The following is a 19,777-nucleotide window of genomic DNA, read 5'->3' as shown; positions in this document are numbered from 1 at the left end:
CTCATGCTGACGCCTCGTCGGCCACCGCCTGCGCCCGTGGCGTCTTGTAGCGGTGATAGCCCCACAGGTACTGCTGCGGGCACTGGCGGATCAGACCTTCCATCGCACGGTTGATGGCCTCGGCCGCCGCGCGGCCTTCTTCGGGCAGCGGCTCGGGAAACGGGAAGAAGCGCTGCACGTAGCCCGCGCCGCGCGGGAGCCGTTCCACCCAGGTCAGCAGCAGCTCGGCGCCGGTCTGCTGCACCAGCCTCGTGGCCAGCGTCATCGTGTAGGCCTCGCGGCCGAAGAAGGAGGCCCACACGCCCATGCCCTCGGGCGGCACCTGGTCGGGCAGCAGGCCCACCATCTCGCCCTTGCGCAGGGCGCGGATCATCTGGCGCACGCCCGACAGCGACGCCGGCGCCGCATGCAGCTGCGGCCGCTCGCGCGAGGTCTTGACCAGCTCGCGCAGCCAGGGCTTGCGCGCCGGGCGATAGAGCACGGTGATCGGGCGGGTGCCGCCGAAGCGTTCGGCGATCGCCTGCGCGGCCACTTCGAAGCACCCCATGTGCGGCGTCAGCAGCAGCACACCCTTGCCGCGCGCCAGCGCGTCACCCAGGAGCGCCTCGCCCTCGAAGCGCACGCGGGGCAGGATGGGCTCGCCCGGCTTGCGCATCCACAGATACGGCAATTCCATGACCATGCGGCCGGCCGACGCGATGGCCGGCTTCCATTGCCGCGGGCCCAACCCGGCCTGCGCCGCGTTGGCCGCCATGCGGCGCCGGTAGGTGGGCGACAGCAGATAGGTGAGCCAGCCCAGAAAGCTGCCCAGGGCGTGAAGCATTGCGAGGGGCAGCCCCGCAAACCAGTGGAAGAGCGTGAGCATCTGCTTCTTATAATCAGCGCCAATCGCCGAGTTACTGAACTACTTGCGGGGCGATTCAAAAATCCTGCTAAAGCGTTCGCCGCTCTCTGAACCCAGCTCGGCAACGCAATGTGTGCAACCCACTGGAGTTTAAAGAGTGTCCAACGATTTCCTCTTCACCTCGGAATCCGTCTCTGAAGGCCATCCCGACAAGGTCGCCGACCAGATCTCCGACGCCATCCTCGACGCCATCTTCAAGCAGGACCCGCGCTCGCGCGTGGCCGCCGAGACGCTGACCAACACCGGCCTCGTGGTGCTGGCGGGCGAGATCACCACCAACGCCCACGTCGACTACATCCAGGTCGCGCGCGACACCATCAAGCGCATCGGCTACGACAACACCGAGTACGGCATCGACTACAAGGGCTGTGCGGTGCTCGTGGCCTACGACAAGCAGTCGAACGACATCGCCCAGGGCGTGGACCACGCCTCCGACGACCACCTCAACATCGGTGCCGGCGACCAGGGCCTGATGTTCGGCTATGCCTGCGACGAGACGCCCGAGCTGATGCCCGCCCCGATCTACTACGCGCACCGCCTCGTGGAGCGCCAGGCCCAGCTGCGCAAGGACGGCCGCCTGCCCTTCCTGCGCCCCGATGCCAAGAGCCAGGTGACCATGCGCTACGTGGACGGCAAGCCGCACAGCATCGACACCGTGGTGCTCTCCACCCAGCACAGCCCCGACCAGAGCGAGACGCAGAACAAGATGAAGGCCTCGTTCACCGAAGCCATCATCGAAGAGATCATCAAGCCGGTGCTGCCGAAAGAGTGGCTGAAGGAAACCCGCTACCTGATCAACCCGACCGGCCGCTTCGTCATCGGCGGCCCGCAGGGCGACTGTGGCCTCACCGGCCGCAAGATCATCGTCGACACCTACGGCGGCGCCTGCCCGCACGGCGGTGGCGCGTTCTCGGGCAAGGACCCGTCGAAGGTCGACCGCTCGGCCGCCTATGCCGCCCGCTATGTGGCGAAGAACATCGTCAAGGCTGGCCTGGCCAAGCAGTGCCAGATCCAGGTGGCCTACGCCATCGGCGTGGCCAAGCCGATGAACGTCACGGTCTACACCGAAGGCACCGGCGTGATCCCCGACGACAAGATCGCCGCGCTGGTCAATGAGCACTTCGACCTGCGCCCGAAGGGCATCATCCAGATGCTCGACCTGCTGCGCCCCATCTACGAGAAGACCGCCGCCTACGGCCACTTCGGCCGCGAGGAGCCGGAGTTCTCGTGGGAGAAGACCGACAAGGCACAGGCGCTGCGCGCTGCGGCGGGTCTCAAGTAAGACCGCTGCGAGACAAGAAGACGGGCCGCACATGCGGCCCGTTTTTTTGCAGCGCAGCGCAAAGCTCACCCCAGCAAGGGGGATGGGCCCTCAAAGAGCACGTCCATACACTTTTGCGGCAGTCCCGCGAGCCGTCCGTGCCCCAGCCTCCCCTGATCCCCTACACCGAGTTGCCCCTCGACGGCCTCGACGCTGGGCGTGTCGAAGCGCTGTGGATCTTCGTCGCGAGCGGCCCCGACCTGCAGCGTGTGCTGCCCGATGGCCGCACCGACATCGTGGTGCGCTTCCACCTTGAAGACGACGGCGAAACCCTCTCCCGCCCGCGCATCGTGATCGCGGGCCCCACCCTGCACGCCCGAGACGTGCCCGCCCAGGCCGGCACGGGCTTGATGGGCTTGCGCTTCACCCTGGGCTGGGCGGGCGCCTGCCTGGGCATCTCGCCCAAACTGCTGCGCGACCGTGAACTCCTGCACGAAGACGCCGACGCCTTGCTCCCCGAGCACGCGGAGCGCCTGAAGCGCTCTCGTTCGCTCACGGAGCTGAAGCGCCTGCTGGTGTCGACGGCGCAAGAGCTGCTGCAGTCTGCGCGCACCACCCCTGGCCAGTTGCTCGCCGTCGAAGCCGTGCGATTGCTGCGCAGCGCACGGGAGCGCCCCGACCTCAAGCTGCTGTGCCGGCAACTGGGTGTCTCCGAGCGCGCGCTGCGGCGCGAAGTCAACGAAGCGGTGGGCGTGCCGCTGCGCAGCATTGCGAGCATCGTGCGCTTTCACCGCGCCATGATGCTGATGCGCGAGCCAGGCGCGCGCCCGAGCGTGGTGGCGGCGGAGGCCGGCTACAGCGACCAGGCCCACATGAACCGCGAGTTCCAGCGCTATGGCCGCTTCACGCCCGCCGTGCCGATGCAGGTGCCGCTCATCGGGCGCAGCGCACCGCCGAGCGGCGCAGGCCGAAACGTTCAAGACCACTTCGACCCGCGTCCCTAGGATTGCGCTCGATACATCGCTGTCACGCAAACGAGAGCAAGGGAGGCACTTGCCAGGCAGGTCGAGATCGGCTCGCAAGAGGGTCGTCCGCTGCCAGCCCGGTGAGTGCGCGATTGGTGAGGTGGGGGAGAAGCGGCGAGGGCTTGTCGACCGGTACCGGCAAGTCCTCGCTGGGCTTCGCAACCGGGCCTCGAGGGCCCAAGTCTTCTAGAGCCTCTCAGGCCTTGCCGGCCGCCTGCATCGGCCAGTGCAGCACCACCGACGTCCCACCCTCCGGCCCCCGCTCGACCCGAAGCGACGCACCGATGCTCGCCGCGCGCGACTGCATGTTGGCCACCCCGTGCCCCGCCCCTTCACGCTGCGCCGGCAGGCCCACGCCGTTGTCGGTGAGCGAGAGCTGGATCACCTCGCCGCCCTCGGTGTCGACCACCTGGGCCTGCACGGCCACCTCGCTGGCGCGTGCGTGTTTGAGGACATTCGTGAACCCTTCGAGCAGGATGCGCTGCACCTGCAGCACCGACTGCGGCGAGAGCTGCGGCAGGGTCGGCAGCTGCGACACGTCCCAGCGCACCTGGACGCCGGCGGCGGCCAGGCGCGGCTGCAAGCGGTAGCGCAGCGTGGCCAGCACCGCCACCAGGTCGCCATGCACCGGCTGCAGCGAGTCGACGGCCATGCGCATCTCGTCGAGCGCCTGCTTCACATGCTCTTCGAGCACGGCCGGGTCGGTGTTGCGCTGGCCGACCATGCTCAAGAGGCCCACCAGCTGCGAGCCCACGCCGTCGTGGATCTCCCGCATGATGCGCTGGCGCTCGGTCAGCACCGCCTGCTCCTGCTGTTGCTTCTGCAGATCGCCGAAAGCCTGGTGCAGCTGCTGCTCACGCTCGGCCACACGCTGTGCGAGGTTCGCATTCAGTGCGCGGTAGTCGGCCACCGAGCGGCTGTAGCGCTCGGCCACGAGGCCCGCCATGATCAGCACGAAGAGGAAGATCGCGTGCGGCGTGAGGTTGTTGCGCAGGCCGGTCGAGTGGCTGAAGCGCACGAAGCTCAGGTCGTAGATGCCTGCCCCGACCGCGATGACCGCCGCCACCACGAGCAGCCAGCCGAAACGGCCGCGCCCCTGCAGGGCCGCCCTCACGATGATCGCGAGCGTGGTCAGCCCCACGGGCACGAGCACGGCCAGCCCCAAGGTGTAGAGCATCGGCATCGCCAGGGTGAACGACGCGATCGACAACGCCGACGCCAGCCCCATCGCGATGTACAGGGCGCGCCCCGTCCAAGCGGGTGCGGCGCCGAGCGCCAGCAAGGCGAAGCGGCAGATCAGCGCCAGGTGGCAGATGTAGGCCACCGCGGTGATGGCGCCCCACAAGGGCCACCACATCGGCACGTCAGGCCAGACCTGGTCGAGGTTGCGCACCACGCCGAGAAAGGCGGCCGCGCTGAAGCAGCCATAGAGCGCATCGCGCTGCCGCCACCACAACACCCCCGCGAGCCCGCCCATCACGGTGAGGCTCACCGCGAAGATGACCGACGAGAAATGCCGCCAGCGGCGCTGCTCGGCATACATCGGCTCCACGGCCGCCTGCGTACCGTAGAGCACGAGCGAGAGCCCGCCCCAACGCTGGCGCTGGATGGTCACGTCGACCCGCAGCTCGTTCGCACGGTCGGCGCGCAGCAGGGCCGCGGGCACGCTGACGAGGTACGGCGTCTTCGCCGCATTGAAAACCGGCTCGCCCAGCGTGCCGAGCCGTTGCACCGTCACGCCGTTGACCTGCACCAGCACCTGGTTGCCCACGCGCGAGAAGAGCAGCGCCATCGGCTCGTCGTGCGTGCGCGGGGGCAGCGCGAGGCGATAGGTGGCGCTGCCGTCGCGGCCGGGGAAGTCGATGTCCCAGCGGCGCGCGAGGTCGACTTCGCCTTCGTGCGCTGGCAGCCCGTCGGGGCGCAGGGTGGCCTGGGCGCGGTCCAGCGTGATCACCGGCTCGGCCGCCGAGGCCGGTGCGAGGCACAGTGCCAGGCACACGCCCAGCAACGCGAGACAGGCGCGGATCATCACCCGCGAAGCAGCCCCAGCTGCCGCGCTTCGAACACGGCTTCGGTCTTGTTGTGCACGTCGAGCTTGCCGTAGATGTTGCGCACGTGGGTCTGGATGGTGCTGACCGACAGGCCCATCTGCTGCGCGATCTCGGGGTAGATGAAGCCGCGTGCGATGAGGTCGAGTACCTCGGACTCGCGCCTCGACAAGGCCACCGGCGTGCCCACGCGCGGCGCGGTCGGCGGCGCGCTGGCCTGCCAGCGCACGAGCAACTGCCGCGCGATGATGGGAGACATCGGCGAGCCGCCGCCATGCAGGCTGAGCACGTGGGCCGCAAGGTCGGCCTCGGTGCCGTCTTTCAGCAAATAGCCGCCGGCCCCCGCCTCGAAGGCCTGCAGCATGTTGGCCTCGTCGGCAAACATCGTGATCACCATCACCGCACACGCGGGCTGCATGCGCCGCGCCTGGCGGATCACTTCGAGGCCGGGCGTGTCGGGCAGGCCCAGGTCGACGAGCAGCACGTCGACCGCGTTTTCGGCAAACCAGGTCAAGAGCTCCTGCGCCGTGCCGGCGGCGTGCAGCAGGCGCAGCGTGGGCTCCGCGGCGATGACGCGCTGGAAGCGCTCGCGCACGCGGGCATCGTCTTCGACCAGGGCTACGGTGATGGGCTCCATGAGGCCCGGATGTTCTCACGAGCCCCCGGGGAGAAGCGCCCTTTTGCCTCCTCAGAACATGGGAGGACCGAGAGCCCTCCCTACGCCTCGGGGAAGCGCGCCGCGCCGGCTTCCAGCGGCAGGCGCAGCGCGTTGGTGAGGTAAGCGACGGTGCGGTAGAAGCCGCACAACATCAGGAGCTCGAGGCACGCCGGCTCGCTGAAGCGAGCGCTCAGCGCGGCCCACAGCGCGTCGTCGACATCGCAGCCGCCGTGCAGCGCATCGCACAGGCGGATCAGCAGCCGGTCTTCGTCGCTCCAGCAGGCATCGTCGGCGCTGCCGTGCACGGTCGAGGCGAGCTGCGGGCCATCGAGCCCGGCCTTGTCGGCGAAGCCACGCACATGCACGCCCCACTCGTACTCGGATCTGCACAACGCCGTGGTGCGGTGGATCACCAGCTCGCGCTGGCGCAGCGTGAGGTGGCCGCGGTCGAGCAGGCCGCCGGCGAAGAACTTGCCGAAGAGCCGCGGGTCGCGCGCCAGCGTGGTGAAGAGCACGAGCGGCGGCATGCCGGGTGGCATGACCCGGTCGAGGGCTGCCTGCACCTCGGGTGGGAACGGCGACGATGCGGCGGCGATGCGGGCAGTGGCAGTCATCGGGGACTCATTGCTTCATTTTTCATAGCGTCCACTCTAGTCAAAACGCTATAAAAAGTAAAGCATTCGATCCCACTGCCCCGCCATGCTTTCCGCGCGGCTGCAAGCCTGCTGACACGCCGTTTCCGGACCTGTACATCCGCGCACCCCCGGCGACAGAATCGATCGCATGCCCGCCCCGATCACCATCGACGACCTGCGCCGCTACGCCGTCGCCCGCACGCTCTTTGCACCCACCACCCTCGCGCGGGCGATCCAGAAGCTTGGCTTCGTGCAGGCGGACCCGATCCGCGCACCGGCCCGCGCGCAAGACCTCACGCTGCGCCACCGCGTGAAGGGCTACATGGCCGGCGACCTCGAGCGCCGCTACGCACGCCTGCCGATCGAAGAAGACTGCCTCGTCAACTACGGCTTCCTGCCGCGCGAGCACCTGGCGCTGATGCACCCGCGCGTCGCGGCGCACCCGTGGAAGCCCACGACGAAACGCCAGGCCAACGAGGTGCTGGCCTTCGTGCGCGAACGTGGCCAGGTGCACCCGCGCGAGGTTGACGAACACTTCGCCCACGGCCGCATCACCAACTACTGGGGCGGCTCGTCGAGCGCGAGCACCAAGCTGCTCGACGGCATGCATTACCGCGGCCTGCTGCGCGTGGCGCGGCGCGAGAACGGCACCCGCATCTACGAGGTGGCGGCGCATCCGCAAGGCGACGACAGCCCGGCCGGCCGCACGCTGCGCGCCGCCGCGCTGATCGAGCTCATCGTGCGCAAGTACGCGCCCTTGCCGGCCGCCAGCCTCACCTACCTCGCGCGCCTGCTCGGCTACGGCGCGCCGCACCTGAAGACGCAGACGCAGGCCGCAATGCGCCTCGCACGCGAGCACCTCGCGAGCCTGCAACTCGACGGCACCACCTGGTACTGGCCGGCCGACGAGAACCCGCGCTCGGCCCGCCATGCGCCCGACGACGAGGTGCGCCTGCTCGCGCCCTTCGACCCCATCGTGTGGGACCGCCGCCGCTTCGAGCTGCTCTGGGGCTGGACGTACAAGTTCGAGGCCTACACCCCCGCCGCACAGCGCCGGCTCGGCTACTACGCGCTGCCACTCTTGTGGGGCGAGCGTGTCATCGGCTGGGGCACGCTCTCGGTGGTGGATGCGCAGCTGACGCACACACTCGGCTTCGCAGCGAAAGCCCCGCGCGACACTCTCTTCCGCCGCGAGCTGGACGCGGAACTCGCGCGCATGCGCCGCTTCCTGCGATTGGGCGACTGACGCCCGCGCGCCTCAGCGAGGCTCGTCTCGGTAGACCCGCGACAGCAGCCGCTCGAACGCGAGCGCCTGCGTGGGTGGCGTCGGGCGCAACACGCCCTCGGCCTGCAACACGCTCAACAGCTTCATCGGCGCCTCGCGCTTGTCGCCCACGATCTCCACATGGCCGGCGTTCACCAGCACACGCTTCAGGCGCGGCTCGCTTTCCACGGCGGGATGGCGCTGCTCGTCGAGCGAGAAGATGTCATCGCTCTCGACGCAGCGGCCGGCCTCGGTGCGGCGGCAGGTGTTGCGCTCGTCGGTGTCGATCTTGAGGTGGTCGAGCACCGGCGCGGCCAACGAACCCGGCTCGCGAATGAAGCGCGACGAGAAGGTGATGTCGGTCCACTTGGCCCCGGTCGTGACGTAGCAGCTCACGGGCAGCAGGCCCAGCGTCAACGGATACAGCCAGGTGCGGCCACACGTTCGCGCCGCCTCGATGCCGGCGAACGGTCCCGAGACGGTCACCAGGCGCAGGCCGAGCGGGCGCGCAGGCAGCGGCTCGGCGAGCGTGTCGGTGAGCGACCGGCGTGCGATGAGCGCGCCCTGGCTGTGGCCGATCACGGTGACCTGCGGCACGCGCGAGCGCGCGGCGAGCTGCGTGAGGGCGCTGCGCAGTTCGGCCGCGCTGTCGGCCAGCTTGGCCCGGTCGTCATACGTGAAGCAGGCGGCCTGCTGGCCGTGGAAGGCGAGCACCTGCGCCAGCCCCCGGAACTGCCCCGACGAGCCGAAGCAGCCGTGCACCAGCACCTGCACCGGCTGGCTCGCGTCGATGTGCAAGCGGCGGTCGGGGTTGTCGGTACAGGGGCCGAGGCCGGGGATGTCGAGCGTGGTGTCGGGCGTGGGCAGGCGCCCGGGCTCCAGGTCGGCGGCGACGAAGGTGTCGGGCGTGGCACAGGCGGCCAGGCCGCACAGCATCACGACAGCGGCAAGACGTTTCATGCAGGCGGGCTCCTCATGCAGGCTCGATGCGCTCGCCGACACGGCGTGCGGCGCCACTGGCCACCAGCTCCGACACCAGCCGCTCACCCCAGGCAGCAGGCGACTCTGCGTCGGCCTGGCCGGCACTCTGCCAGACGCTCGCGAAGTAGCGCGTGCTGGCCACCCATTCGAAGAGCTCGGGCAGCGTCTGCCCACGCACTTCCATCAAGTGGAAGCTGATCAACACCTTCGCCGCGTAGCGCGCGTGCCGCTGCGGGTCGTTGACGAACGAGGCCAGGCGCGTGCGGGCGCGTGCGAGCGCCGCAGGCACGTCGGTGAAGGGCCGGCCGTGGCCCGGCACCACGACGGACACGGGCAGGCGCTCGATCATGTCGAGCACGGTGGCCACGTCGGCGAACGCGGCCTCGCCTTCCAGCTCGGGGAAGACCACGCCGAAGCCGTTTTCCCACAAGGCATCGGCCGAGATCAGCAGGCCGGACGCTGCGTCGAACAGCACCACCGACTCCGGGTCGTGGCCCGGCGCGGCGATCACCTCGAACTCACGCCCTCCCGCCCGCACCGGCTCGCCCGGCGCCAGCGTGCCGTGCAGCTCGAAGCGCTCGCAGAGCTGGCCGGTGGGCGCGTAGCTCAAGGTCTCTTCGTCCCAGCGTCGCACGGCGTCGGCATGGCCGGGCGGGGTGAGCACCACGGCGCCGAAGGCGCGCTGCAGCGCCGCGTTGCCACCGCAGTGGTCGGAGTGCAGATGCGTGTTGACGATGCGCCCGAGCGGCCGGCCCTGCAGTGCATGGCGCACCAGCGTCTCGGTCTGCGCCGCATGCGTGACGTGGCCGCTGTCGACGAGCACCGCGCCGGGCTCGTCGCCATGCGCATGGATCAGCACGTTGTTCGACGACAGCCAGCCGCGCTCGAAGACGGTGAGGCCGGCCAGGGCCGGATGCGCTTGCAGGTCGACGGAGGGTGGCTTCACGGTCATGGATGATGCTCCGGCAAGGGCAGTGCCCGCTGGCACGACGCCAGCAACGCGCCCAGCGCGAGCACGCCGGCCGAGACGGCCAGGCCCGCGCGCAGGCCACCGGCCCCGTCGGCCAGCCAACCCACGAGGCTCGGGCCCACGATCTGCCCGGCCGCGAAGACGATGGTGAAAGCGGCAATGCCGGCCGGCCACGCGGCGGGCCCGAGGTTGTGCCGCACGAGCGCAGTGGTCGACGCCACCACCGACAGGAACACGCCGCCGAAGAGCACGCCCGAGGCGAACACCGCCAGCACATGGGTGCTGAGCACCGGCAGCACGGTGGCCACGGCCAGGATTACGTTGAGCACCGCCATCGGGCGCCCGCTGCGGTGCCGCTGCAGGAGCCCGGCCCAGAGGAACGACGACGCGATCACGCCCACGCCGAGCAGGCCGTAGAAGAGCGTGACCACACCGAGGCTCATCTGCTGCTCGCGCAGGAGCGTGACCACGAAGGTCATGTAGCCGATGTAGCCGAGGCCGAAGAGGAAGTACGACGCGAGGCCGAAGCCGAGGCTCGCCCAGCGGAACGGCGCGTGGTGGGCCGACGACGCCGCAGCCGTCGTGAGGCCTCGCGTGGCGCGCGCGGCGATGGCGGTCGCCAGCAGCGCCAGCGCGCCGAGCGCCACCCAGGCCCAGCGCCAGCCGTGCCCGTCGGGCAGCGACACCAGCGGCGGCACGAGCAGGGCCGAGGCGATGATGCCGGCGCCGGTGCCGCCGTAGTAGATGCCGAGCACGAGGCCCGCGGGGGCGCCGGTGAGGCGTGCCGCGAGCAGGCCGCCCGAAACGAAGGTCGCCGCACTGGCCACGCCGGTCAGCAGGCGCAACGCGTACAGCACGGCGTCGCCGCGGCCAAGGCCATGCGCGGCAAGCAAAGCGGCAGCCGACACGCTGCCCGCGATCAACAGCGGCCGGGCGCCCCAGCGCGCCAGCGCACGTGGCATCAGCAGCGCGCCCAGCAGGTAGCCGGCCGCGTTGGCGGTGTTCATCGCCCCCGCGGTGAGGTAAGTCCAGGCGAGGTCGGCGCGCATCGGCGGCAGCAGCAGCGCATAGGAGAAGCGCGCCAGGCCGAGCGACACCGCGGCGCCCAGCGCGAGCGCGGTGGCAATGGCCAGGGGCGGCAACGGGCGCTCGTGCATGCGGTTCAACGGGCCGCCAACAGCGCCTGCGCCACCTGCGCAAAACCCTCGCCCCGCTCGCCCACCGTGAGGTAGGCCGGCCAGGTGCGCAGCTGGTCGCGGAAGTGCACGAGATTGGCCACGCCCACGCTCAAGGGGAAGTGGGCAAACATCAGCTGGTCGTTGGTGGAGTCGCCCACGTAGACCCAGCGGGCGTGTTCGGCGTCGAGATCGCGCTGCAGGAGCCGCTGCACGATCCAGCGAGCCCCCGAGAGCTTGGTGTGCTCGCCGAACCAGCCGTTGATGTGGATGGAGCTGACCGTGGCCGTCATGCCCTCGTCACGCATCAGCGCCACCACTTGCTCGATGCGTGCGGGGTCGAGCTGCGCGAACTCGCTGTGGTCGATGGCGATGTCGGTGACACGGCCGGCGCTGTCTTGCGCGAGCGTCGCCCCGGGCACTTCTCGCAACACGCGAGCCGCCACTTCGCGCAGGCGGCGCGCGTTGTGCTCGCGGGTGGCGGCGTCTTGCGCGTACTCGATGCGCAGCTCGTGGCCTTCGCGAAAGAGCGCCACCGCGCCGTTCTCGGCCACGATGGCGGCGATGGGCCATTGGCGCGCAAAAGGCTCGCTCCAGCCCATCGGCCGGCCGGTGATGGCAATGACCGGGATGCCGGCGGCCTGCAGGTCGTGCAGCGCACGCAGGGCGTCACTGGTGATGGCGCCGGTCGTGGTGAGCGTGTCGTCGATGTCGGTGAGCACGCCCAGCACCGAGCGGGCGTGCTCGGCGGGCAACTCAGGCCAGGGGCGGGAAGGAATGGGGTTCATCGTGCGGAGTCTCGCCCAAGGTCATCGACCGCCACGCCGGCGTTGCGCAGCAGCACCCGGGCCGCCTCGCGCGCCGACCGCGCCACCTGCGGGTCGCCGCCGCGCACCATCGAGACGGCCACCGCCCCCTCGAACAGCACCATGATCTGCTCGGCCAGAAGCAGCGGGTCCTTGGCCTTCAGCGACTGGAGCAGCGCCTGCGCCTGCGCCAGCCGGCGCGCCTTGTGCTCGCAGGCCACGACCACCGCCGGATGCTCCCGCTCGCCGCTCAGCTCTGCCACGGCGTTCACGAAGGCGCAGCCGCGGTAACTCTTGCTGGCGAAGAGCCGTTCCAGCCCGTCGAAAAGCCCCAGAAGCTGCGCTGCCGGAGCGCCCTCGAACGGAATGGCCTGGCCGGTGCGGCGCGACAGGTAGGCGGCGACCAGCTCGTCCTTGCTCGGGTAGTGCTTGTAGAGCGTGCGTTTGCTGATGCCGGCTTCATGGGCCACCGCGTCGACACCCGCGGCCTGGATGCCCTGGCCGTAGAACAGGCGGTCGGCAGCGTCAAGGATGCGGTCCTTCATCGGCACCGCAGGGGCAGCTGTCTTCATGCGGGCACCGGCACCGGCGTGCGAGGCTCGGGTGGCCGCGCCAGCGCAAAAGCGCATTGCACGAGGCCTGCCACCAGGCCGATGCCCACGCCGATCTGCCAGGCCAGCGTGTACGAGCCGAGCGCGTCGTAGATGAGCCCACCGCCATAGGCGCCGACGAAGCTGCCGATCTGGTGGCTCATGAAGGCCACGCCGCCGAGCATGGCCTGCCAGCGCACGCCGAAGGTCTCGCTGATCGAGCCGGCCACGAGCGGCCCGACCCCAAGCCACAGGAAACCCATGATCGCGGCGAAGAGCAGCGTGCTGCCCGGCGTGGGCGCGGTCATGAAGTACCACGCGATGCCGATGGAGCGCAGCACGTAGATGCCACCGAGCAGCAGGAGCTTGTTCCAGCGCCCGCCGGCCCACCCGAAGAAGAGGCTGCCCAGCACGTTGAAGCCGCCGATCACGCCGAGCGCCTGCGCGCTGAGCATCGGGTCCATGCCGCACAGCGCCAGGTACGAGGGCAGGTGCGTGGTGAGGAAGATGAGCTGCATGCCGCAGACGAAATACGCCGCCGTCATCACGACGAAGGGCGGGTGGCGCAGCGCGCCCTTCACCACGTCACCGGCACTCTTGTCGTCGCCGCCAGGCGAGGGCGGCACCGGCATCGCATCGGCCCGTCCGGCGTACCAGGCCGCCGGCAGGATGACGAGCGACAGCACGATGAATCCATAAAGCCCCACGCGCCAGCCCGAGGCCTGCGCCAGCGCCTGCCCGAGCGGCGCGGCCATCAGCGCGCCGAGCGAGCCCGCCGCCGACACGATGCCCAGCACCGAGCTGCGCACCGCCGCCGACACCGCCCGCGAGGCCACCGCCATCGCAAACGCCGGCCCGGTGAGCGCCATCGAGGCGCCGATCGCCACGCCGGCCCCGAGCAGCACGCTGACGAAGCCCTGCGCCGTGGCCAGCAGCACCAGGCCCACGATGTAGAGCAGCGAGCCGGCGAGCATCAGCCGCTTGTAGCCGAGCTTCGTGGCCACCGCGCCGGCCCAGGGCTGCAAGAAGCCCCAGGCGAGGTTCTGCACCGCCACGGCCAGGGTGAAGTCGGAGACGGAGATGCCCACGTCCTTGGTGAGCGGCGGCATGAAGATGCCCAGGCTCTGTCGCAAGCCCATGCTGAGGCTCAACATCAGCGAGGCGCCGACAAGGATCGGCAGCGCAGGCCCCAGCGCGCGAAGGTGGGTCATGGGTCGGTCTCCAGTGGTTGCCGGCGAAGAGTACACCGATCGGTTTACCCCCGCATGTCACCGGGGCGTCACCCGCGCCCGAAGACAAAGCCAAGGGAAAACCCTGGCGTATTCAGTCGACTGTTGCCGCCGCGGCCGGCGCCCCACCATGCGGCTCATTGCAACTGTTCGAGGAGCCCGCCGTGAGCGTCTCCATCGTGGGCTGGTCCCACCTCCCGTTCGGCCGCTTGGACGGCCTCTCGCTCGAAGACCTCATCACCCGCGCCGCGCGCGAGGCCCTCGCCCACGCCGGCCTCGGCGGCGATGCGGTCGACGGCCTCTGGCTCGGCAACCTCAACGGCGGCTTCACGCCCGACGTGTTCGCCTCGTCGCTCGCGCTGCAGGCCGACGACGCGCTGCGCTGGAAACCCGCCACCCGGCTCGAAAACGCCTGCGCCTCGGGCTCGGCCGCGGTGTATGCGGCGTGCGATGCGATCGAGGCCGGCCGCGCGCGCGTGGCGCTGGTGATCGGCGCCGAAAAGATGACGGCGGTGTCGGGCGCCGACACCACGCGCATCCTCGGCCAATGCGCCTACTCGGCGGAAGTCGACGCGCCGGCCGGCGGCTTCCCCGGCATCTTTGCGACACTCGCGCAGGCCTACTTCGCGCGGCACGGCGACCACTCGGCCACGCTCGCGCGCATCGCCGCCAAGAACCACGCCAATGGCGTGGCCAACCCCTGGGCGCACATGCGGCGCGACCTGGGCTTCGAGTTCTGCAACACCGTGAGCGAGAAGAACCCGCTCATCGCCGCACCGCTGCGCAAGACCGACTGCTCGCTCGTCTCCGACGGAGCCGCGGCGCTGGTGCTGGTCGACGATTCGCTCGCCGGTGACTTCACCCGTGCGGTGTCGATGCGCGCGCGGGCGCAGGTCAACGACTACCTGCCGCTCGCCCGCCGCGACACCGTCAGCTTCGAAGGCCCGCGCCGCGCCTGGCAGCAGGCGCTCGATGCCGCACGCTGCGGCGTGCACGACCTCTCGCTCGCCGAGGTGCACGACTGCTTCACCATCGCCGAGCTGCTGAGCTACGAAGCGATGGGCCTCGCGCCCACCGGCCAGGGCCACCGCCTGCTCGAAGAAGGCGTGGTGATGCGCGGCGGGCGCCTGCCCGTCAACGCCTCGGGCGGCCTCAAGGCCAAGGGCCACCCCATCGGCGCCACCGGCGTGTCGATGCACGTGGTCTCGGCCATGCAGTTGTGCGACGAAGCGGGCGAACTGCAGGTGCCCGGCGCCAGCTTGGCCGGCGTGTTCAACATGGGCGGTGCGGCGGTGGCCAGCTACGTGAGCATCCTGGAGCGCACACGCTGAACACGCCGCTCCCGTGACGGAGCACCGGATCGTGGTGGTGGGAGGCCTGGCGTTCGCGCCACCCTGAACTACAATCCCGCCACTTTCCGAGGAGCGTTGCAAGGCACCTTCTGTCACCAGAGCGTGTGCCCCAGGCTCGGAAATTCATCTGCAACCGCGCTCACCCGCACGACAGTCCTCGTGGGTGAGTGGTGAACGTCCCCCTTCCCCTGAGTGCCGCGTGCGGGTTTCCTCATTGACCGGAGCCCGACATGAACGCCGTCCTCAAACCCACCCAAGACCACGCCGTCCGCGACCTCTCGCTTGCCGACTGGGGCCGCAAGGAAATCAAGATCGCCGAGAGCGAGATGCCGGCGCTGATGGCCATCCGCGCCGAATACGCCAAGACCCAGCCGCTCAAGGGCGCGCGCGTCACCGGCTCGCTGCACATGACCATCCAGACCGCCGTGCTCGTCGAGACGCTGCAAGCGCTCGGCGCCGAAGTGCGCTGGGCCTCGTGCAACATCTTCTCGACGCAAGACCACGCCGCTGCCGCGCTCGTGGCCGCCGGCACCCCCGTCTTCGCGCACAAGGGCGAGACGCTCACCGAATACTGGGACTTCACCCACCGCATCTTCGAGTTCGGCCCCAAGGGCTCGGCCACCGAAGGCCCGAACATGATCCTCGACGATGGTGGCGATGCGACGCTCTTGATGATCCTCGGCAAGAAGGCCGAGAAGGACCCGTCGGTGATCGCCAACCCGACGAACGAAGAAGAGACCTGCCTCTTCGCCTCGATCAAGGCCAAGCTGGCAGAAGACCCGAGCTGGTACACCCGCAAGTCGGCCCAGATCATCGGCGTGACCGAAGAGACCACCACCGGCGTGCACCGCCTGAAGGAAATGAGTGCCAAGGGCACCCTGCCCTTCCGCGCCATCAACGTCAACGACAGCGTCACCAAGAGCAAGTTCGACAACCTCTACGGCTGCCGCGAGTCGCTGGTCGACGGCATCAAGCGCGCGACCGACGTGATGGTCGCCGGCAAGATCGCCGTGGTGGCCGGTTACGGCGACGTGGGCAAGGGCTCGGCCCAAGCGCTGCGTGCCCTGAGCGCCCAGGTGTGGGTCACCGAGATCGACCCGATCAACGCCCTGCAGGCCTGCATGGAAGGCTACCGCGTGGTCACGATGGACTGGGCCGCCGACAAGGCCGACATCTTCGTCACCACGACCGGCAACAAGGACGTCATCACCCACGACCACATGAAGGCGATGAAGAACAACGCCATCGTGTGCAACATCGGCCACTTCGACAACGAGATCCAGGTCGCGTCGCTCGAGAAGTACGAGTGGGAAGAGATCAAGCCGCAGGTCGACCACGTGATCTTCCCCGACGGCAAGCGCATCATCCTGCTCGCCAAGGGCCGCCTGGTGAACCTCGGCTGCGGCACGGGCCATCCGAGCTACGTGATGAGCTCCAGCTTCGCCAATCAGACCATCGCGCAGATCGAGCTCTTCACGCACCCCGACTCGTATGACATCGGCAAGGTCTACGTGCTGCCCAAGCACCTCGACGAGAAGGTCGCCCGTCTGCAACTGACCACGCTGAACGCTCAGCTCACCGAGCTGACCGATGAGCAGGCCGCGTACATCGGCGTGCCGAAGCAAGGGCCCTACAAGCCCGACACGTACCGCTACTGATCACGATGCGCGCCGACCAGTTGATCCTTCAACGGGGACTCGTGCCCACCCGGTCGGCCGCGCAACGGTTGATCGAGCGCAATGCCGTGCGCTGGCTCGGCCCCAAGGGCTGGGCCGTGGTGAACAAGGCGGGCCTCGACGTGCCCGAAGACTGCGAGATGGAGATCACCGACGACGCGGAGCTGCGCTTCGTGTCGCGCGGTGGGTTGAAGCTCGAAGGGGCCTTGAAGCACTGCGGCATCGACGTGACGGGCAGGACCTGCCTCGACCTCGGCCAGAGCACCGGCGGCTTCACGGATGCGCTGCTGCAAGGCGGCGCGGTGAAGGTGGTGGGCCTCGACGTGGGCCACGGCCAGTTGCACCCGAAGCTCGCCGCCGACGCACGCGTGGAAGCCTATGAAGGTGTGAACGGCCGCGACGTGGCGGGCAGCGCGTTCGCCGCCGCACACGCCGAGCACAGCTTCGACTTCGTCACCGCCGACCTGTCGTTCATCACCTCCACGCACGTCTTGCCGACGATGGTGAAGTACTTGAAGCCCGGTGGCGACCTGCTGCTGCTGGTCAAACCGCAGTTCGAGTTGCAGCCCGCGCAGATCGGCAAGGGCGGCATCGTGAAAGACCCGGCGCATTTCGTCGAAGTGGAAAACCGCCTGTGGCAGGCCTGCAAGGCACAGGGCTTGAAGGTGCAGCAGTACTTCCGGAGCCCCATCCAGGGCGGCAATGGCAACACCGAATTCTTCGTGTGGGCCAAGCAGCCCGCCTGACAAGGACCAGATGATGAAGAGACTTCCAATCAGCCTGGAATTCTTCCCTCCCAAGACACCCGAAGGCGTGGAGAAGCTGGCCGTCGTGCGCCAGAAGCTCTACGCGTTGAAGCCGCAGTTCTGCTCCGTCACCTACGGCGCGGGCGGCTCCACGCAAGACGGCACGCTCGCCGCGGTGCAGGCCATCCTCGCCGAGGGCGTGGACGCGGCCTCGCACTTCACCTGCATCGGCGCCAACCGCGAGTCGGTGCTGCAGAAGATCGAGCAGTTCAAGGCCGCGGGCATCAAGCGCATCGTGGCGCTCCGGGGCGACCTGCCGAGCGGCTATGGCGGCTTCGGTGAGTTCCGCTACGCCAGCGATCTGATCGCCTTCATCCGCGAAGCGACCGACCAGCACTTCCACATCGAAGTGGCGTCCTACCCCGAGATGCACCCGCAGGCCCGCTCGCCGCAAGACGACCTCAACGCCTACCTCGCCAAGGTGCACGCCGGTGCCAACTCGTCGATCACGCAGTTCTTCTTCAACGCCGACGCGTACTTCCGATTCGTCGACGACGCCCGCAAGGCCGGCGCCGACATCCCGGTGGTGCCCGGCATCATGCCCATCACCAACTCGGCCGGCATCATCCGCTTCGCCGACAACTCCGGCGCCGAGATCCCACGCTGGATCCGCCTGCGCCTGCAAGCCTTCGGCGACGACACCGAGTCGATCAAGGCCTTCGGCCTCGACGTGGTGACCTCGCTGTGCGAGAGGCTCATCGCCGGCGGCGTGCCGGGGCTGCACCTCTACACGATGAACCAGTCGGTCGCGCCGCTGGAGATCTGCCGGCGGCTCGGGCTGCTCGCGTAAGACGCCCATAGCGCCAGCTGGGCGCCGAGGCCAGCAACTCCCCCATCGGGGGTAGTTGACATGTTATGTCGGCACACCCTACTCTTCCGTCACCGATCGACCTGATCGGCGACGAGAGGAGACATGAAACCACTTGCCGACCAACTGCGTGGGCTCGACGCCCTGACCAGCCTCGCCATGGGCGGGCTGCAGGTGCAGCTGCAACCGATCCCGGGCGAGGTGCCGGTGATCCAGGTCAGCATCGAAGGGCGCGAAGAGCTGCCCATCTTCATCACGAGTTCCGACTCGCAAGTGCTGTGCATGTGCTACCTCTGGACCGATGCCGAGGTGCACCCCGAGCGCCGAACCGATCTGCTCGGCACCTTGCTCGACCTCAACCCCTCGGTGCCGCTGTCGTCCTTCGGGCGCATCGGTGACCGCTACGTGCTGAGCGGCGCGCTGTCGCGTGACGCGCGTGTCGAAGACGTCGCGAAAGACGTGGCCGTGCTGAGCGACAACGCCCTGGACGCACTCGACGCGCTGTCCGACTTCCTCATCTGACTCGTTCGAGAAGGAGACCCCCATGTCCGTCATCAAGAAGATGGTCACGCTGCTGCGCGGCAGCGTGCGCGAGATCGGTGAGAGCGTGGTCGATGCCAACGCCACCCGCATCTATGAGCAGGAGATCAGCGACGCCCGCCACAACATCGAGCAGGCGCGCGGCGACCTCACGCTCGTGATGGCGAAAGAGATGCAGAGCGCCCGCGAGATCGAGCGCCTGAAGTCCGAAGTGGCGCGCTTCGAGACGCTGGCCGTCGAAGCGCTCGACAAGTCGCACGAAGGGCTGGCCGAGGAAGTGGCCGGCAAGGTTGCGTCGATCGAGCAGGAGCTCGAGTCCCAGACCCAGGCCCACGCCGCCTACGCCGTGCAGGTGGTCAAGCTCAAGGAGCTGATCAAGACCGCCGAGGCCCGCGTGCGAGAGCACGAGCGCCAGCTTGCCATGGCCAAGACCACCGAGAGCGTGTACCGCGCCACGCAATCGATTTCCGACAGCATCGGCAGCAGCGGCGGCAAGCTCGTGAGCGCACGCCAGTCGCTCGAGCGCATCAAGCAGCGCCACGAAGACCTCGCCGACCGCATGACCGCCGCCGAGCAGCTCGAAAGCGAGATCGGCCACAGCGCGCTCGAAAAGAAGCTCGCCGCAGCCGGCATCGGCGACGGCAGCGACCGTGCGCGCAAGGCGATGGAGCGCATCCGCGCCCGCCAGGCCGCCGGCGCGAAGACGGCCGAATGACAGTGCAGCGCAAGCCGGCACGCTGGTCGAGCTCGGACGATGCGATCCGCGCCGTCCAGGTGGCCTTCGACGTGGAAGAGGCGGTGCTGAGCGCGGTGCGCACGGCGGCGTTTCACAACGACCTGTCGACGTCCGACCAGATCCGCAAGCTGCTCGACCTGCCGACCGCCACGCGGCCCAAGCGGCCCCGGCTCACGGTGTCGCTGAGTGCGGCCGACTACGAAGTGCTGGGCATGCGCTATGGTGTGCCGCCGGAAGAGCGCCTGACCATCAAGGAAAAGGTGACCGCCGAGTTGATTGCATTCGCCCACGCCCATAAGCGCCGCAAATAGCG

At 69.1% G+C, this 19,777-nt stretch carries 20 protein-coding genes and 1 riboswitch; of the genes, 10 read left to right on the top strand and 10 right to left on the bottom strand.

All coding sequences use genetic code 11. The annotated features are described in order from the left end of the window. Position 1: 1 nt before the first annotated feature. Positions 2 to 865: a lysophospholipid acyltransferase family protein gene (locus KF892_19640; protein MBX3627238.1), complete on the bottom strand. Its 864-nt coding sequence runs from the start codon at positions 863 to 865 to the stop codon at positions 2 to 4. A 136-nt stretch (positions 866 to 1,001) separates the two neighbouring features. Between KF892_19640 and metK the strand changes: the two genes are divergently transcribed. Together metK and KF892_19630 are read left to right on the top strand one after the other, a co-directional pair. Further along, positions 1,002 to 2,186, top strand: coding sequence for a methionine adenosyltransferase (gene metK / locus KF892_19635; GenBank protein ID MBX3627237.1), 1,185 nt, complete (start codon positions 1,002 to 1,004; stop codon positions 2,184 to 2,186). A gap of 137 nt (positions 2,187 to 2,323) precedes the next feature. Continuing rightward, positions 2,324 to 3,169: a helix-turn-helix transcriptional regulator gene (locus tag KF892_19630; GenBank protein ID MBX3627236.1), complete on the top strand. Its 846-nt coding sequence runs from the start codon at positions 2,324 to 2,326 to the stop codon at positions 3,167 to 3,169. Between the two features lie 217 nt (positions 3,170 to 3,386). Here KF892_19630 and KF892_19625 read toward each other — a convergent pair whose 3' ends face one another. The 3 genes from KF892_19625 to KF892_19615 form a co-directional block, all read right to left on the bottom strand. Beyond that, entirely contained in the window at positions 3,387 to 5,219 is a 1,833-nt protein-coding gene (locus KF892_19625) for a sensor histidine kinase (protein ID MBX3627235.1), read from the bottom strand. Beyond that, on the bottom strand, positions 5,219 to 5,875 hold the full coding sequence (locus tag KF892_19620) for a response regulator transcription factor (GenBank protein MBX3627234.1): 657 nt from the start codon (positions 5,873 to 5,875) through the stop codon (positions 5,219 to 5,221). The genes KF892_19625 and KF892_19620 overlap by 1 nt, the downstream gene beginning before the upstream one ends. Before the next feature lie 80 nt (positions 5,876 to 5,955). Beyond that, a complete protein-coding gene (locus KF892_19615; GenBank protein ID MBX3627233.1) occupies positions 5,956 to 6,510 on the bottom strand; it encodes a carboxymuconolactone decarboxylase family protein in 555 nt (184 codons plus the stop codon). 169 nt (positions 6,511 to 6,679) lie between these two features. Here KF892_19615 and KF892_19610 point away from each other — a divergent pair, with 169 nt between their 5' ends. Continuing rightward, positions 6,680 to 7,777 carry a YcaQ family DNA glycosylase gene (locus KF892_19610; protein MBX3627232.1) on the top strand — a complete coding sequence of 366 codons (1,098 nt, stop codon included), beginning with the start codon at positions 6,680 to 6,682 and terminating at the stop codon, positions 7,775 to 7,777. A gap of 12 nt (positions 7,778 to 7,789) precedes the next feature. Here the strand turns inward: KF892_19610 and KF892_19605 are convergent, their stop codons facing one another. The 6 genes from KF892_19605 to KF892_19580 are packed head-to-tail and all read right to left on the bottom strand — an operon-like array spanning position 7,790 to position 13,471. Further along, on the bottom strand, positions 7,790 to 8,755 hold the full coding sequence (locus KF892_19605) for a hypothetical protein (GenBank protein MBX3627231.1): 966 nt from the start codon (positions 8,753 to 8,755) through the stop codon (positions 7,790 to 7,792). A gap of 13 nt (positions 8,756 to 8,768) precedes the next feature. Continuing rightward, positions 8,769 to 9,728 carry an MBL fold metallo-hydrolase gene (locus KF892_19600; protein ID MBX3627230.1) on the bottom strand — a complete coding sequence of 320 codons (960 nt, stop codon included), beginning with the start codon at positions 9,726 to 9,728 and terminating at the stop codon, positions 8,769 to 8,771. Continuing rightward, positions 9,725 to 10,903, bottom strand: coding sequence for a YbfB/YjiJ family MFS transporter (locus KF892_19595; protein MBX3627229.1), 1,179 nt, complete (start codon positions 10,901 to 10,903; stop codon positions 9,725 to 9,727). The genes KF892_19600 and KF892_19595 overlap by 4 nt, the downstream gene beginning before the upstream one ends. A gap of 5 nt (positions 10,904 to 10,908) precedes the next feature. Continuing rightward, positions 10,909 to 11,709, bottom strand: a complete 801-nt coding sequence (locus KF892_19590) for an HAD-IIB family hydrolase (GenBank protein MBX3627228.1) — start codon at positions 11,707 to 11,709, stop codon at positions 10,909 to 10,911. Further along, positions 11,706 to 12,299 (bottom strand): TetR/AcrR family transcriptional regulator, encoded by a 594-nt coding sequence (locus tag KF892_19585; protein ID MBX3627227.1) that lies wholly within the window; start codon positions 12,297 to 12,299, stop codon positions 11,706 to 11,708. Before KF892_19585 ends, KF892_19590 begins: the two co-directional genes overlap by 4 nt. Continuing rightward, positions 12,296 to 13,471, bottom strand: a complete 1,176-nt coding sequence (locus tag KF892_19580) for an MFS transporter (protein ID MBX3627226.1) — start codon at positions 13,469 to 13,471, stop codon at positions 12,296 to 12,298. The genes KF892_19585 and KF892_19580 overlap by 4 nt, the downstream gene beginning before the upstream one ends. A 239-nt stretch (positions 13,472 to 13,710) precedes the next feature. Between KF892_19580 and KF892_19575 the strand changes: the two genes are divergently transcribed. From KF892_19575 to KF892_19545, 7 genes are all read left to right on the top strand, one after another. Continuing rightward, positions 13,711 to 14,877, top strand: coding sequence for an acetyl-CoA acetyltransferase (locus KF892_19575; protein ID MBX3627225.1), 1,167 nt, complete (start codon positions 13,711 to 13,713; stop codon positions 14,875 to 14,877). An 82-nt stretch (positions 14,878 to 14,959) separates the two neighbouring features. After that, a riboswitch (S-adenosyl-L-homocysteine riboswitch) is annotated at positions 14,960 to 15,046 on the top strand. An 82-nt stretch (positions 15,047 to 15,128) separates the two neighbouring features. Beyond that, positions 15,129 to 16,556: an adenosylhomocysteinase gene (ahcY, locus tag KF892_19570; GenBank protein ID MBX3627224.1), complete on the top strand. Its 1,428-nt coding sequence runs from the start codon at positions 15,129 to 15,131 to the stop codon at positions 16,554 to 16,556. Positions 16,557 to 16,561: 5 nt separating this feature from the next. Then, positions 16,562 to 17,320: a TlyA family RNA methyltransferase gene (locus tag KF892_19565; protein MBX3627223.1), complete on the top strand. Its 759-nt coding sequence runs from the start codon at positions 16,562 to 16,564 to the stop codon at positions 17,318 to 17,320. A 10-nt stretch (positions 17,321 to 17,330) separates the two neighbouring features. Continuing rightward, positions 17,331 to 18,170, top strand: coding sequence for a methylenetetrahydrofolate reductase [NAD(P)H] (gene metF / locus KF892_19560; protein ID MBX3627222.1), 840 nt, complete (start codon positions 17,331 to 17,333; stop codon positions 18,168 to 18,170). A gap of 123 nt (positions 18,171 to 18,293) precedes the next feature. Beyond that, on the top strand, positions 18,294 to 18,710 hold the full coding sequence (locus tag KF892_19555; protein ID MBX3627221.1) for a DUF2170 family protein: 417 nt from the start codon (positions 18,294 to 18,296) through the stop codon (positions 18,708 to 18,710). A gap of 22 nt (positions 18,711 to 18,732) precedes the next feature. Further along, complete coding sequence (locus KF892_19550; GenBank protein ID MBX3627220.1) at positions 18,733 to 19,443, top strand: PspA/IM30 family protein; 711 nt, start codon at positions 18,733 to 18,735, stop codon at positions 19,441 to 19,443. Beyond that, positions 19,440 to 19,775 carry a hypothetical protein gene (locus KF892_19545; GenBank protein MBX3627219.1) on the top strand — a complete coding sequence of 112 codons (336 nt, stop codon included), beginning with the start codon at positions 19,440 to 19,442 and terminating at the stop codon, positions 19,773 to 19,775. Before KF892_19550 ends, KF892_19545 begins: the two co-directional genes overlap by 4 nt. Positions 19,776 to 19,777 lie beyond the last annotated feature (2 nt).

Origin of the sequence: Rhizobacter sp. (assembly GCA_019635355.1) — a bacterium.
In the GTDB taxonomy this organism is placed as follows: Bacteria; Pseudomonadota; Gammaproteobacteria; order Burkholderiales; family Burkholderiaceae_C; genus Rhizobacter.
This window is presented reverse-complemented; position numbering and strand designations above follow the sequence as displayed.

Bases quoted from the DNA above. Each gene is read 5' to 3' on its own strand.
- KF892_19640 (MBX3627238.1), bottom strand. From the start codon at position 865: ATGCTCACGCTCTTCCACTGGTTTGCGGGGCTGCCCCTCGCAATGCTT.
- KF892_19625 (MBX3627235.1), bottom strand. From the start codon at position 5,219: ATGATCCGCGCCTGTCTCGCGTTGCTGGGCGTGTGCCTGGCACTGTGC.
- KF892_19620 (MBX3627234.1), bottom strand. From the start codon at position 5,875: ATGGAGCCCATCACCGTAGCCCTGGTCGAAGACGATGCCCGCGTGCGC.
- KF892_19615 (MBX3627233.1), bottom strand. From the start codon at position 6,510: ATGACTGCCACTGCCCGCATCGCCGCCGCATCGTCGCCGTTCCCACCC.
- KF892_19610 (MBX3627232.1), top strand. From the start codon at position 6,680: ATGCCCGCCCCGATCACCATCGACGACCTGCGCCGCTACGCCGTCGCC.
- KF892_19605 (MBX3627231.1), bottom strand. From the start codon at position 8,755: ATGAAACGTCTTGCCGCTGTCGTGATGCTGTGCGGCCTGGCCGCCTGT.
- KF892_19600 (MBX3627230.1), bottom strand. From the start codon at position 9,728: ATGACCGTGAAGCCACCCTCCGTCGACCTGCAAGCGCATCCGGCCCTG.
- KF892_19595 (MBX3627229.1), bottom strand. From the start codon at position 10,903: ATGCACGAGCGCCCGTTGCCGCCCCTGGCCATTGCCACCGCGCTCGCG.
- KF892_19590 (MBX3627228.1), bottom strand. From the start codon at position 11,709: ATGAACCCCATTCCTTCCCGCCCCTGGCCTGAGTTGCCCGCCGAGCAC.
- KF892_19585 (MBX3627227.1), bottom strand. From the start codon at position 12,299: ATGAAGACAGCTGCCCCTGCGGTGCCGATGAAGGACCGCATCCTTGAC.
- KF892_19580 (MBX3627226.1), bottom strand. From the start codon at position 13,471: ATGTTGAGCCTCAGCATGGGCTTGCGACAGAGCCTGGGCATCTTCATG.
- ahcY (MBX3627224.1), top strand. From the start codon at position 15,129: ATGAACGCCGTCCTCAAACCCACCCAAGACCACGCCGTCCGCGACCTC.
- KF892_19565 (MBX3627223.1), top strand. From the start codon at position 16,562: ATGCGCGCCGACCAGTTGATCCTTCAACGGGGACTCGTGCCCACCCGG.
- metF (MBX3627222.1), top strand. From the start codon at position 17,331: ATGATGAAGAGACTTCCAATCAGCCTGGAATTCTTCCCTCCCAAGACA.
- KF892_19555 (MBX3627221.1), top strand. From the start codon at position 18,294: ATGAAACCACTTGCCGACCAACTGCGTGGGCTCGACGCCCTGACCAGC.
- KF892_19550 (MBX3627220.1), top strand. From the start codon at position 18,733: ATGTCCGTCATCAAGAAGATGGTCACGCTGCTGCGCGGCAGCGTGCGC.
- KF892_19545 (MBX3627219.1), top strand. From the start codon at position 19,440: ATGACAGTGCAGCGCAAGCCGGCACGCTGGTCGAGCTCGGACGATGCG.